This is a genomic window from Hyphobacterium sp. SN044 (assembly GCF_021864465.1).
Lineage (GTDB): Bacteria > Pseudomonadota > Alphaproteobacteria > Caulobacterales > Maricaulaceae > Hyphobacterium.
The window spans coordinates 60,493-74,568 of sequence record NZ_JAKKUV010000006.1; the positions used below are offsets into that span (position 1 = coordinate 60,493).

The 14,076-nt window shown below is 64.6% G+C and carries 10 protein-coding genes; 2 read left to right on the forward strand and 8 right to left on the reverse strand.

Translation table 11 applies throughout. The features are described 5' to 3' along the window. Positions 1–7: 7 nt before the first annotated feature. The 5 genes from ccoO to L5876_RS09550 form a co-directional block, all read right to left on the reverse strand. Complete coding sequence (gene ccoO / locus L5876_RS09530; RefSeq protein WP_236956072.1) at positions 8–766, reverse strand: cytochrome-c oxidase, cbb3-type subunit II; 759 nt, start codon at positions 764–766, stop codon at positions 8–10. 12 nt (positions 767–778) lie between these two features. Continuing rightward, positions 779–2,260, reverse strand: coding sequence for a cytochrome-c oxidase, cbb3-type subunit I (ccoN, locus tag L5876_RS09535; protein WP_369281029.1), 1,482 nt, complete (start codon positions 2,258–2,260; stop codon positions 779–781). Positions 2,261–2,592: 332 nt separating this feature from the next. Next, positions 2,593–4,836, reverse strand: a complete 2,244-nt coding sequence (locus L5876_RS09540) for a DVUA0089 family protein (protein WP_236956074.1) — start codon at positions 4,834–4,836, stop codon at positions 2,593–2,595. Positions 4,837–5,058: 222 nt separating this feature from the next. Beyond that, the gene (locus L5876_RS09545) at positions 5,059–6,993 is read right to left on the reverse strand and encodes a sodium:solute symporter family protein (RefSeq protein ID WP_370469065.1); all 1,935 of its coding nucleotides are present in this window, start codon (positions 6,991–6,993) and stop codon (positions 5,059–5,061) included. Positions 6,994–7,019: 26 nt separating this feature from the next. Then, positions 7,020–7,334: a DUF4212 domain-containing protein gene (locus L5876_RS09550; RefSeq protein ID WP_236956077.1), complete on the reverse strand. Its 315-nt coding sequence runs from the start codon at positions 7,332–7,334 to the stop codon at positions 7,020–7,022. A gap of 188 nt (positions 7,335–7,522) precedes the next feature. Between L5876_RS09550 and paaN the strand changes: the two genes are divergently transcribed. Together paaN and L5876_RS09560 are read left to right on the forward strand one after the other, a co-directional pair. Continuing rightward, positions 7,523–9,229 (forward strand): phenylacetic acid degradation protein PaaN, encoded by a 1,707-nt coding sequence (gene paaN, locus L5876_RS09555; protein ID WP_236956078.1) that lies wholly within the window; start codon positions 7,523–7,525, stop codon positions 9,227–9,229. Further along, a complete protein-coding gene (locus L5876_RS09560; RefSeq protein WP_236956080.1) occupies positions 9,226–9,672 on the forward strand; it encodes a PaaI family thioesterase in 447 nt (148 codons plus the stop codon). The genes paaN and L5876_RS09560 overlap by 4 nt, the downstream gene beginning before the upstream one ends. Here L5876_RS09560 and L5876_RS09565 read toward each other — a convergent pair. Genes L5876_RS09565 through L5876_RS09575 form a run of 3 tightly spaced genes read right to left on the reverse strand, consistent with a single transcriptional unit; the run spans position 9,650 to position 14,027 of the window. Then, complete coding sequence (locus tag L5876_RS09565) at positions 9,650–11,116, reverse strand: class I adenylate-forming enzyme family protein (protein ID WP_236956082.1); 1,467 nt, start codon at positions 11,114–11,116, stop codon at positions 9,650–9,652. The genes L5876_RS09560 and L5876_RS09565 overlap by 23 nt on opposite strands. Continuing rightward, on the reverse strand, positions 11,116–12,357 hold the full coding sequence (locus L5876_RS09570; RefSeq protein WP_236956084.1) for a thiolase family protein: 1,242 nt from the start codon (positions 12,355–12,357) through the stop codon (positions 11,116–11,118). Before L5876_RS09570 ends, L5876_RS09565 begins: the two co-directional genes overlap by 1 nt. Then, the gene (locus L5876_RS09575; protein ID WP_236956086.1) at positions 12,357–14,027 is read right to left on the reverse strand and encodes a class I adenylate-forming enzyme family protein; all 1,671 of its coding nucleotides are present in this window, start codon (positions 14,025–14,027) and stop codon (positions 12,357–12,359) included. The genes L5876_RS09570 and L5876_RS09575 overlap by 1 nt, the downstream gene beginning before the upstream one ends. Positions 14,028–14,076 lie beyond the last annotated feature (49 nt).

Below are 14,076 nucleotides of genomic sequence, written 5' to 3' on the forward strand. Positions count from 1 at the left end.
CGTTCTCCTATCGCTGGTTTTCCGGCGCCTCGGCCTCATAGGTCGAGAAGTCGACCATGGTTCCGAGCACCTGCAGGTAGGCGATCAGGGCATCGAGCTCCGTGAGTTCGTCGGGATTGCCGTCGAAATCACGGATCTGCACACCCGGATAGCGCGCGATCAGATCGTCATAACCGGACGAGAAGGGATCGACCTGAGCCTCGAGATCGGTCTCGGCATTGGCGATCATCTCGTCGGTATAGGGCACGCCGAACAGGCGGTTCGTGCGCAGATGCCCTTCGATCTGGCCATAGTCGAGCGCCGCATCCGCCAGGAAGGCATAGGGCGGCATCACCGATTCCGGCACGACCGACTGCGGGTTGATCAGGTGGTCGCGGTGCCACTCGTCGGAATACTTGCCGCCGACACGGGCCAGATCCGGACCGGTCCGTTTGGACCCCCACTGGAAGGGCCGATCATACATGCTCTCGGCCGCCAGCGAGTAGTGCCCGTAGCGCTCCACCTCGTCGCGCAGCGGCCGGACCATCTGCGAGTGGCAGTTGTAGCAGCCCTCGCGGACATAGATCTGCCGTCCGGCAAGCTCGAGCGGTGTGTAGGGCCGCACGCCCTCGACCTCTTCGATCGTCGAGTTGAGGTAGAAGAGCGGGGCGATTTCGACCACGCCCCCGATCGACACCACGACCAGGATGGACACGGTGAGGATCAGGCTGTTCCGCTCGAGGAACTTGGCGTGAATGCCCTGGAAGAAGCCTTTTTTCTGCGACATGGCTCAGGCCTCCTATTCAGCTGCCACGAGGGAGGATTGCGGATTGACCCGGTCCTCCGTCTCTTCGACCCCGCCCCGAATGGTGCGGTAGACATTGTAGGCCATCATCAGGGCACCGATCAGGAAGAGGAGGCCGCCAAACGCCCGGATGATGTAGTAGGGGTGCATGGCCTCCACCGTTTCCACGAAGGAGTATTCGAGGAAGCCGAGATCATTGTAGGCGCGCCACATCAGGCCCTGCGTGATACCCGACGGCCACATCGCCGCGATGTAGAAAAGAATGCCGATCGTCGCGAGCCAGAAGTGCCACTCGATCAGCGCCTTCGACCACATGCCCTTGCGCTTCCACAGCCACGGAACCAGGCAGTAGATGGCCCCGAAGGTGATGAAGCCGACCCAGCCCAGCGCACCGGAGTGCACGTGGCCGATCGTCCAGTCGGTGTAGTGCGACAGCGCGTTGACGGCGCGGATGCTCATCACCGGACCTTCAAAGGTCGACATGCCGTAGAAAGCGACCGACAGCACCATCATGCGGATGACCGGGTCGGTGCGCAGCTTGTCCCACGCGCCCGACAACGTCATCAGGCCGTTGATCATGCCGCCCCAGCTGGGCATCCACAGCATCACCGAGAAGGTCATGCCCAGCGTCTGTGCCCATTCCGGCAGCGCCGTGTAGTGCAGGTGGTGGGGACCGGCCCAGATGTAGATGAAGATCAGCGACCAGAAGTGCACGATCGACAGGCGGTAGGAATAGACCGGCCGCTCGGCGCGCTTCGGGATGAAGTAGTACATGATCGCCAGGAAGCCGGCGGTCAGGAAGAATCCGACCGCGTTGTGGCCGTACCACCACTGGGTCAGCGCACCCTGCACGCCCGACATCACCGGGTAGGACCAGGCGCCGAACCAGTTCACCGGCACCGCCAGATTGTTCACCACGTGCAGCAGCGCGATCGTCACGATGAAGGCGAGGTAGAACCAGTTGGCCACGTAGATGTGCGGTTCTTTCCGCTTCCACAGCGTGCCGAGGAAGACGAGGAGGTAGACCACCCAGACCAGGGTCAGCCAGATGTCGGCATACCATTCCGGCTCGGCGTATTCCTTGCCCTGCGTGATGCCGAGCAGATAACCGGTCGCCGCGATGACGATGAAGAACTGGTAGCCCCAGAACACGAACCAGGGCCACAAGCCCCCGGCGATCCGCGTGCGGCAGGTCCGCTGTACGACGTAGAAAGAGGTCGCGATCAGTGCATTGCCGCCAAAGGCGAAGATCACGGCCGAGGTGTGCAGCGGCCGCAGCCGTCCGAAGTTCAGAAAGCCGAAATCGGCGAAATAGAACAGGTTCGGAAATGCCAGCTGGAGCGCAATGATCACGCCGACGAGGAAGCCGGCGATACCCCAGAACATGGTGGCGATCGTACCGGCCTTGATCACGCCCTCGGCGTATTGCGACTCGTCATTGACCGGGCCGCCATTGGAAAAGGCCCCGACCAGCATGATGAGGCCGATCAGCGAACCGGCCATGATCAGCCAGCCCTGCTGCTCCATGAGCGGATCGCCGCCACGGGCAACCGCATAGAGCGACCAGAAGAAGACCCCGATCAGAATGAGCGCGATCAGGAAGCCTTCGGCGCCCCCCTTCCGCGGTGCGGGAAATGCGATGTTCGTCATTGAGTCCCCCGACGAATGTCCTGCGGGTTCAATCCCACAGTTCAAGTGCGGCTTTCAAGAGACCCCACACACAGTGGGGCAATACGCCGCGCATGTCGCAGGCCGGGGGAGGATACGGGGCCGGACGCTTGTTCCGGCCCCGAACGCCTGCAAAACGCTTACTCTTGTCCCGGCGCGGTGAAATGCCGGGCGTCGAAGCGGTAGGCCGCCTGGGCCATCGCCGCATTCGACGGCTGGATGTCGAGCGAGTAGCCGACACCCGAACACGCACCCGGCTCTTCCGGCATGTTGGCGTTGAACACCATCAGGCCGAGATACTCCCAACCCGCCGTGTCGATCACGCCGGACTGGCCGAGCGGCACGACGTGCATCTCGTCATCGCGCACACCGAGCGCGACGACTTCGACACCCGCCTCTGCTTCAAGCGAAACGGTGAATCGGCCGTCGAGATCAACCGTGAAATAATTCGCGCCGAGCTGTTCCAGCCCGCCCTTCGAACGCCACGGACCGGTCTCCGACAGCGTGCGCTGCAGCGCCACGGTGGAGTTGAACAGCGGTGCCAGCTCGTAGTCGAGCGCCAAATTCTGGGCACGCCAGCGGCCGATCACTTCCGGAATGGTCGTGCCTTCCTCGCGCAGCGCGGCCGCCACGGTTTCGAACCCGTCCATCTCGACCGTGTTTTCCCAGATCCGCACGATCAGGTCTTCGCCATAGACGTCGGCCATCGACTGCAGCAGCGTCCATTGCGAGTAGTTGTGACCGCTCTCGCTCGTCGTCCAGCAACGCTCCGGCGAGTCGTAGTCGCTGGAGACATAGTCGGTCGCGTCCTGGTCATCCCCGACCGTGGCCACTTCGATCCACGACGCGGTGGATTCGTAGAGCCAGTCGAGGGCTTCCTCGGCGTCATAGGCATACTGGATGACGTGCGCGAATTCGTGCGTTGCAGTCGCCCGCATCAGGCTGTGCGGAGAGGCCGCCTTGCCGAGACCCGCGAAGTCGTTCTCGATCAGGAAGATCGCGCGAGCCGCCGCCATTTCGCGAACGTCCGGCGTGTTCGGATTGTCGAACACCATCTGCGCCGGGCGCGTGAAGCCGAGCGAACCGCCGGCATCGCCGATATAGGCGCGATAGATACCTTCATCGTCGCGGATCGGTTCGGCCCAGCCCATCCGGTTCACCTGGATGTCGAGCATTTCCTGCAGGGCGACACCGACCGATTCCGCATATTCCAGCGACGAGGCGTCCTCACCTTCAAGCGTGTAGTAGACGATGAAGTCTTCTGTGCGGATCGACTGCACATCGCCGCTCAGCTGGATCGAATTGTCGAGCAGGGCCTGCAGCGTGTCGACGACGGAAGCGTCGACCGACATCAGGACCAGTTCGAACATGCCGCTCGACTCGCCGCCCTGATAGCGGGTGATCTCGAGCATGTAAGTGCCGGCCTCGGTCGCCGTATAGGCGAAGGCGGAGTTCAGCGAGCCGTCGCCGCGATCGTCGTTGAGTGCGACCGGGAAACCGTCCGGACCCTCAAGGCGGATGACCGGGTCGAGATCGCCTTCGATCGTATCGGCCATGACGTAGAGCGTCTGGCCTGCAGCGAGCGTCACCGGGTATTCCAGCGATTCCGGATCACCGCTCAGATAGTCGGAATAGACCGCGATCTGCTCGCCCTCGATGGAGCCGAAATCGAACGGCACTTCGGCATTCGGGTCGATCGCCAGCGACAGGATGGCATCGCCCTGGCCGTCACCCGACCACGTGCTCAGCGCGACCTGATAGCGGCCGGCCTCGGAGGCTTGGAAGATCAGGTGAGAGTTGAGCGAGCCGTCGCCGCGGTCGTCATTCTCGGCAATCGTGTTGCCGTCGGCATCCAGCAGCGCCAGCGTCGTGTCGAGGTCCTCGTTCAGCGCGAAGGTCGAAGCGACGAAGATGTCGTCTTCGGCCAGGTCGACCGTGAAGTTGCGGGTCGGTCGCGACGTGTCGATCGTGACGACGTCCTCCATGATGACGCGCGCATCGTCGGACAGGCCGAAATCGATCCCGTAGAGGATTTCCAGCTCGAACGATCCGATCGCATTGCCATAGCCGGTGACCGCGGCCGTGTAGCGGCCGCCGGCCGTGGCGACATAGACGATTTGTGACTGCAGGCTTTCGCCCGACGGCATGTCGTCATTTTGTGCCAGGCGCACACCGTCCGGACCGGTCAGGGTCAAAATAGTGTCGAAATTCTCGTCCGACATCGTCGTCAGCGTGACGACTTCCCCGGCCTCGAGCTCGAACGGAAAATCAACCTGCGGCCGGTCGACCGTTACCTCACCCGAAAGCACTTCACTCTGCGGCTCCTGCGCGAGCGCACAGCCCGCCGACACCGCGACAAGAAACGACACGATTGCAATACGCATGAAAGACCCCTGCAGGCCGGTCACAGGAGGCGACCGGCGTCCCTGCCACTCCGATTAGGCCATGTCGGCAGGAGCGGCAAGTTCGCGGCAGGACCATTCGCAGGCTGGCCCGTCCCCGTTCGCGCCGCCGCGGGAGGCAGGTCCGCCGTGCATGGCAAGCCTGAAAGAAGGACGGCGGAGCTCAGGGGAGCTCCGCCGTGCAAGTTGCAGAAGGGGTTCCGGTTATTCCGCCGGTGCCGGATTCGCCGGTGCGTGACCGACATGGGCCCTGGCGGAGGGGATGCGGATTTCCTCGACCATGTCCTGGACCTCGCGTGGCGGGGCCGGCGTCATCACCGACACGGCGATCGAGACCGCGAAGGACAGAGCCATGCCGACCGATCCGAAGCCTTCCGGCGAGATGCCGAGGAACCACTGGTCGGCCGTCCCCATGGCGAAGCCGGGCAGAACACCGAACGGTCCGAGCAGAGCGGTCACGCCCAGACCGGCTGCCAAGATCGTCAGCAGCAGGCGACCGGTCCCGCCGACCTCGCCCTTCGTCCCGAAGATCAGGACGACGAAGGCAATGGCGGCCAGAAGGGCACACACCCCGATCACCGCGGCCGAGAAACCGATCTTGAAGTGGACAATGTAGAGCGCCGTCACGATGAGGCCGGTGGCCATGCCCGCGATCGCACCCTGCTTGTTCATCCGCTTCCAGAAGATGCCCAGGAAGATGGCCGGGAAGAAGCTCGCCGCAGCCAGACCGAAGGCGAAAGCCACGACCGCCGCCACGAAACCCGGCGGATTGATCCCCGCATAGATGGCGACCAGCACCGCGGCGACCGCCGCGATCCGGGCCACCAGCAATTCCTGCGTATCGCTCATCCCCTTGAACAGAACCTTGCGGCACAGATCGTGGGAAACCGCGGACGAGATCACCATCAGGAGGCCGGCCGCGGTCGAGAGCGCGGCGGCAAGACCGCCCGCCACGACGAGACCGATCACCCAGGCCGGAAGGCCGCCGATTTCCGGATTGGCCAGCACGAAGATGTCGCGATCGAGCTGCGTCACCTCGTTCACAGCCGGATCAGCCCGGTATTGGATCAGGCCGTCGCCATTACGGTCCTCGGCGTTCAGAAGGCCGGTATCCCGCCAGTTGTAGAACCAGGCCGGGGTGTCTCCCTCGCCCAGATCCCCGCGCGCCGCCGGATCGTTGGCAGCTTCCACCGACCAGCGGCTTTCATTGACCGTGTCGATGAAGTTCGACCGGGCAAAGATCGCGACCGCCGGGGCGGTGGTGTAGAGAATGGCGATGAAGATCAGCGCCCAGCCTGCGGACTTGCGCGCATCCGACGCCTTCGGAACGGTGAAGAAGCGGATGATAACGTGCGGCAGACCCGCCGTGCCGACCATCAGCGCGAGCGTGATGGCGAACACGTCGATCATCGCCTTGGATCCGTCGGTATAGGCGCTGAATCCGAGCTCCGTGAGCGTCGTGTCGAGCGATTGCAGCAGGGGCGTTCCGTCCTGCGCGTTGCCGATGAAGCCGAGCTGCGGGATGGGCGAACCGGTGATCTGCAGCGACAGGAAGATGGCCGGAACCATGAAGGCGAAGATCAGGACGCAATACTGCGCGACCTGCGTGTAGGTGATCCCCTTCATCCCGCCGAGCGCGGCGTAGAACAGGACGATGATCGCCCCGACGATGACGCCGGCCTCGATCGGCACGTGCAGGAAGTTCGAGAAGGCGATTCCGACGCCCCGCATCTGCCCGGCAATGTAGGTGAAGGAGATGAAGAGCGCGCAGATCACCGCGACGATGCGCGCGGCCTGGCTGTAATAGCGGTCGCCCACGAAATCCGGCACGGTGAACTTGCCGAATTTCCTCAAGTAGGGCGCGAGCAGCAGCGCCAGCAGCACATAGCCGCCGGTCCAGCCCATCAGATAGACCGATCCGTCATAGCCGGAGAAGGCAATGATGCCGGCCATGGACATGAAGGACGCCGCACTCATCCAGTCGGCGGCGGTCGCCATGCCGTTGAAGACCGGATGCACGTCGTGCCCAGCGACGTAGAAATCGTCAGTCGAGGCGGCCCGCGCCCAGACCGCGATGCCGATATAGACCCCGAAGGTCGTGATGACGAAAAGCGCCGTCCAGAACAGGGTCGGCGACATACCCATGATGTCCATTGAACCCTCCCTCAGCCCTGGTCGTCATCGACGTCATACTTGCGCTCGATGCGGTGCATCAGCGCGGAGTAGACAAAGATCAGAATGACGAAGACGTAGATGCTGCCCTGCTGGGCGAACCAGAATCCCAGCGGCGCGCTGCCGATCGAGAACTGGTCGAGAAAATCGCGGAACAGGATTCCGGCGCCGAACGACACCAGGAACCAGATGGCGAGCAGAACCCCCATCAGGGTCAGATTCTCCCGCCAGTATGCCTTGAACGATGCTTCTGAGATGTCGTGAACGCCTTCGGCGCCCCCCTCCCCGTCTTCCGGTGCCTCCGCCATGTTGGCCTCCCCATTTGTCATTGCCGGCCCGAATGTCAGTGCCGGATGACGCACCATGCCAAGTGCGCCGGGACGAAGTCACCCCGACATTGGGCGAATCCGGTTTGAACACTTGCGGCGGCTTGCGTTTGGAGGGACGGTTTCGCTAGCTTGCTTGCAATAGAAAACCGACAGGGATTATCGCTTTTATGGCAACGCCCGCATCACTTTACGAACGCCACCGCGACCATCTGGGCGCAGCTCTGGACGCCTGTGCGACGCGCCGCCAGTGGAGTCCGTTCCGGGAATCGCCCAGCAGCAAGATTCATGGCGAGGAGAAGCCCGCCGAGGGCAAGGCCCGCTTCGACGCCCTCCTCGGCAAACCCTTCGAACTCGATCAGCCGGGCACGATCGGCCGGACCGGTCACGAAATCTCGCCCTACACCCAGAAGCCGCTGGGCATCGACTACCCGAAGAGCGATCCCGGCGCCTTGTTCGCCGCCGCGAAGACGGCGACGAGGTCCTGGTCGCGTCTGACACCGGAAGAGCGCGCCGGGATCTGTTTCGAGATCGCCTTCGCGATGGAAGAGCAGGCCTTTGCCAACGCCCATGCCACCATGCACACCGCCGGACAGGCCTATCTCATGGCCTTTTCGGGCAGCGGCCCCAACGCGCTCGACCGCGGCATCGAGGCGCTCGCCTATGCCTACAAGGCGTTGAAGGATGTGCCCGGCCAGGCGCAATGGGAGAAGAATTTCGGCCGCGGCGGCGATGTGCGTCTGAACAAGACCTACCGCACGCGCGGCCGCGGCGTGGCTGTGGTCGTGTGCTGCGCCACCTTCCCGATGTGGAATGCCTATCCCGCCATCTTCGCCAATCTGATGACCGGCAATCCGGCCATCGTGAAACCCCATCCCAATGGCATCCTGCCCGTGGCGATGGCGGTGAAGCGCATGCGCGACGTGCTGACTGAAACAGGGCTCGACCCGAATATGGTCCTGATGGCCGCCGATACGCGCGAGGCGCCGGTCACGATCGACCTGCTGAAACATCCCGACTGCGCGATCATCGACTACACCGGCAGCCAGCGCTTCGGCCGCTGGATCGAGGAGAATTGCGCCGATCGCCTCGTCTACACCGAGACCGCCGGGTGCAACGGCGTCGTGATCGACGGATTCCGGGATACCGGCGGCGCCATTGCCGGTCTCGCCAACGGGCTGTGCGGTTTCTCGGCCCAGATGTGCACCAGCCCGCAGAATCTCCACATCCCCGAAGCCGGCATCAGCGGTCCCGATGGAGACCTCAGTTTCGACGAGGTCGCCACTCAACTGGTCGAAGCCATCCGGTCGCGCGGCAGCAATCCGAAGGTCGCGGCAGGGCTGTGCGCCGCCATCCAGGCCGAGGAGTCTCTCAGGCATATCGAGCGCGTGCGGGAGGCGGTGACCAGGGCTGGCGGGCGGATCTGGCTCGACAGCCACCCCTACGACTACCCCGACTTTCCCGATGCGCGGACGGCGACACCGCTGGTCGTCGAAGTGCCGGCCGAGGCAATCGATCTCTATGGCGAGGAAGTCTTCGCGCCGGTCTGCTTCCTGATCCGCGAACCGGACCGCGACACCGCGCTGGAACGCGCCGCGCACCTGGCGGCCACGCGCGGGGCAATCTCGTCCTACCTCTATTCCGCGGATCCGGACTTCATCGACCGGGCGCAGGACGCCTTCACCGATGCCGGGGCCTCGCTCTGGATCAACATGGATGGCCGAATGCCGATCAATTTCGCGGCAGCCTATAGCGACTATCACGTCACCGGGCTGAACCCGGCGGGCAATGCCTGCCTGGCCGACCTGGCCTTCGTCGCCAATCGCTTCCGCATCGTCCAGTTCCGCGAGCCTGTGCCGGCGGGAGACGCGGCATGAGCGGCGAACTGGACGGTAGCGGCACCGACATCCTCACCCGCTGGCGCGATCAGGGGCATGCGCCCGGTTTCGCCACACTGCTCGGCTTCCGCATCCTATTCTTCTCCGAAGGCCGCGCCGAGCTGGAATGCGCCATCACACCGGAGCACGCCAATCTGATGGGCGGGGTGCATGGCGGGGCGATGGCCGGGCTCGTCGATGCGGTCACCGGCTGCGCGATGATGACGATGATCGGCGCCGACGAGCAATTCGCCACGACCGACATTCAGGTGCGCTATGTCCGCGCCGCCCCTGCGGGACTCGATCGCCTGATCGCTGAGGCGCAGATCGTCCATCGCGGCCGCAAGATGGGCGTCGCGGAGTGCGTGATCCGCTCGCCCGACGGCACGATCCACGCCCGGGGCACCGCTTCGATGATGCTCACGCCCCGTCCGGCCCGCTGAACAAGGCAGCGACGTCCCGCCGGACAACTTTCCCGACCGCATTGCGCGGCAGGGCGTCGGCGCGATGAAACCGCTTCGGCACGGCGGCCACGCCAATCGCGTCACGCACGGCAGCGGCCAGCGCCTCGTCCGGGACGTCTCTCGACGCGACAATCACCGCTTCGACCCGGTCCCCCCAATAGGGGTCGGCCACCCCGTAGACGCAGGCTTCGCTGACCCCGGCGACCTGCAGCAATGCCTGTTCGACCTGCGCCGGATAGACGTTGAACCCGCCCGTGATCAGGACATCGCGCGCACGTCCCCGGATGAAGAGATAACCGTCTTCGCCGAGCCGACCGAGATCACCTGTATGCAGCCATCCCGCCTCATCAAGCGGTGAGGGTTCGCCGGTCAGATAGGATTTGATCGTCAACGGCCCCCGGGCGAGGATTTCCCCGACCCCGTCGGCATCGGGCTTCTCGATACGCACTTCCGTCGAGGGACAGGGACGGCCACAGCTTTCGATATGGCCGCTCTCGGCAAGACCCTCCGCCGACATCGCGGCAATCGCCATCGGCGCTTCGACCTGTCCGTACATCACGCCGAGCTTCGGACCGAAGGCGGCCTGCGCCCGTGCGATCTGCGCCGGCGGCATCGGAGCAGCGCTGTAGATGAGTTGCCGGAGACGTCGAAAGCGTTCGGGCCGGGCACCGTCGCGCTCCATCAGCTTCACGATCAGCGTCGGCGGCATGAAGGCGAGGCTGATACCCCGCTCCGCCATCAGGTCGAGCAGGCCGTCCGGTTCGGACGTCGACACGATTTCGTGCCGCCCGCCCGCCGCCAGCACGGGAAGAAGCAGGTGAAACGCACCGTGCGAAAGCGGCGCCACGGCGAGGTTCACATCCGTCCGCCCGATCCCGAAAACCGATGTCAGATCGTCCATCACGGTCGAAATTACCCGATGGGTCTGGGCCACCGCCTTGGGCTCGCCCGTCGTCCCCCCGGTCAGCTTGACCGACATCGTGTCGTCCGGCGTCCGTTCGGGAAATCCATGCTGCGGCAAGGCACGCGCCGGTAGGGTGTCCGGATCGCTCCCTTCGAAACGCCAGGTCCAGTCCAGTGGCGTGACGCACGCCTCGACCGCCTCGTCGAGGATCAGGAGATCGGGCCGCAGCCGCGCGTTGACGCCGTCATTCAGGGACCGGGCGGCGCGCGGATTGACCGGCAGCCAGGCATGCCCCGCGATGAAGATGCCGAACATCGCGACGACATGAGCGGCGTGATTGCGCGCGGCGAGCGCGACAAGGCACTTCTCCTCGCCCAGCGCCTCGTTCAGAGCCGCTGCAAACCCGCGGGCGCGCGCGGCCAGTTCACCGTGGGTCAGTTCGACCCCGAGATCATCGCGAAGGGCGGGCCGGTCCGGTTCGGCATCGGCGCGGCGCAGAAACCGGTTGATCGGCAGCATCAGGACGGCCGCTCCAGCACGGTCACCGTAGTTGCGGCCTCCTCGACATCGAGGAAACCGCCGCCATTCTCCGCGACCGCAATTCGCGCACCCTCGACCTGACGTGTCCCGGCCTCGCCGCGAAGATGCAGGCAAAGCTCGTAAAGTTGAGCGATCCCGGTGGCCCCGACCGGATGGCCTTTCGACACCAGACCGCCGGACGGATTGACTGGCGTGAGCCCACCGATCCGGGTCTCTCCCCTTTCGGTCCACGCCCCGCCTTCACCGACACCGCAAAGGCCGAGATTTTCGATCTGCTGGATCTCCGCCCAGGCGGTCGCATCATGCACTTCGGCCAGATCGATATCGCCCGGGGATATCCCGGCCATGTCGTACGCCGCCCGGGCCGCTCTTGCGCCGATATGGTTGGCGTAGTCGCCCGGTGCGCGCGGCCCGGTGCTGACCAGCGCAATGCCGCGCAAGCCCACAGCCCGCGCCCTTGCTTCTGCAGGCAGCGCGTCCTCCGCCATCAGCACCAATGCCGCCGCCCCGTCGCTGATCGGCGCACACATGGACCGGGTAAACGGCCACACGATCGGCTTGTCGGCCAGCACCGCCTCGACACTCATCGGCGTGCGGTATTGCGCCAGCGGATTATGGACCGAGTGATCGTGGTTTTTCGCCGCCGCCATCGCGATCTGGCGCTGCGTCGTGCCGAATGTCTTCATGTGAAGACGGGCGAGCGCGGCATAGCTGTCCATGAAGAAGCTGCGCGTGTCGGCCGGCGTCTCGCAGCCCGCGGGGATGATGTCGGCGGCCAGACCGCCGACCGCCGCCTCGATTTCGTCGATCCGCGAGATATCCGTGCCGCCGAGAAAGGCTTTTGCAGCCGCCTCCGGCCGATCGGGGAAGAACATCTTCTCCGCCCCGGCGACCAGGACGCAGCTCGCCAGCCCGGCCCGGATATGCGCTGCCGCCTGCCACAGAGCGGTCGAGCCGCTGGCACAGGCATTCTCGACATTGGCGATCGGGATGGAGTGGATGCCCGCGGCCTTCAGCGCGATCTGACCCCTGATCGTGTTCTGGCCTTCAAGGATGGGCTGACGCGTATTGGCAAACCACGCCGCCTCGATCCGGTCCGCGCCGATCCCCGCATCGCGCAGCGCGCCGGTCACCGCCTCGGCGGTCATCTCGGCAACGCTGCGTGCGGGCTGCTTGCCCATCGCCGTCATCGAGATGCCGGCGATCGCGAGGCGGGTCATCAGGCCTCCAGGCGCTTCTTCAGATCGTCGCGTACCACCTTGTTCAGCGGATTGCGCGGTAGGGCGTCGACGATCTCCAGCCGTTCCGGCCATTTGAACTTCGCCACGCCTTCCGCCTCGAGGAAGGCTTTCACGTCATCGAGCGTCAGCAACGCGCCGGGCTTCAATACGGCGAACAGGCAGACCTTCTCGCCCATCGTCTCGTCGGGATAGCCGCACACCGCCGCTTCCGCGATGGCCGGATGCGCGCTCAGTATGCCGTCGAGTTCCTCCGGGGAAATATTCATCCCGCCCCGGATGATCAGCTCCTTGCGGCGCCCCTTGAAGCGATAGAAAGCCTGCAGTTCGCCCTCGCCAGCAATCTCGAACAGGTCACCGGTCCGGAAATAACCCTCGGCGTCGAACACGTCGGTCCCGGCATCGTTGAGATACCCTTCGAACACATTCGGCCCGCGGATCAGCACCTCGCCCGTCCGGCCCGGTTCGAGGATTTCCTCGTCATCCTTCTCCCAGTCGACGAGCTTGGTCTCGAAGCGCTCGGCGAACCGGTTGTTCCACTTGAACTCCGGCCGTCCGAAGCGCGGGAACAGGGTCGCGCGCTGTTCGGAATCCGGAACTTCATTGGGTCCGCCGCACAGGCCGATCCCCTCGTTCGAACCGAAGAAATTGATGATCTCGATGCCGAACTTGTCCTTGAACCCTTTCACCATCCACGGGTCGAGCGGCGCACTGCCCGAGGCGATGTATTTCGCCGCCGACAGATCGGTCGCCGCGTGCAGCGCCTCGGTCTTCAGGAAGATGTTAAGGACCGCAGGCGGCGCGATCGTGTAGGCGACCTTCTCCGCGCTCATCTGCTTGAGGAAGACCGGCAGATCGAACGGGTGGTGCAGCACCAGGGTCGATGCGATCTGGGGCCAGTAGAACATGAAGCCCGACAGTGACGCCATGTTTGTCATCGGGAAGGGGTTCAGCATCACTGCCCCTTCGGGCAGCGGCACGGCATCCTGCACGGCAAGAACCTGGGCGAACCAGTGCTGATGCGTTCGCGGCACACCTTTGGGCGTTCCCGTCGTTCCCGACGTCCAGCAGACCGTGAACAGGTCTTCCGCCTTGCCCTTCGCCTTGACGGTGCGCTCCGGCCGGCCGGGATTGATGCCCAGCGCGGTAAAGCCCGGCTTCGTCCGCCCATAGGCAAAGCGCAGACAATTGTCGGGCAGCGACCCGGCGACCGCCGGTGCGGCCTCCGCGCCCTTGAATTCGCTCACGCCGATGAAAGCCCTCGCCGGCAATTCGTGAGAGGTGTGGCGGATTTCATGGCGGCCATACTGCATCGGCACGGGGCTGATGATGGCGCCCAGACGCGACAGCGCGAGATAAACGACCGGCAGTTCGGCGGTGTTCGGCAGCTGGACCAGAACACTGTCGCCATGGCCGATCCCGGCCTTCGAAAGCTGCGCCGCCAGATTGTTCGAGGCATTGACCAGACCGGCATAGCTGAGCCGCGATTGCGTCCGCCCGACCAGGGCCTCGCAATCGGGTGGATCGATCACCGCTTCCCGGTCCGGCGCGCCCTTCGCCGCGGCATCGACGACGGCGTGAAACGTCCGGTCGTCCCACCAGCCGAGTTTGCGATAGCGCTTGTGCCGGTCCGCGCGGCTGTCCTTGCCCATGCCTGTCTCCCCTGCGCCGGTTCTCCGGCCTGATTATTCGTTGCTTGTT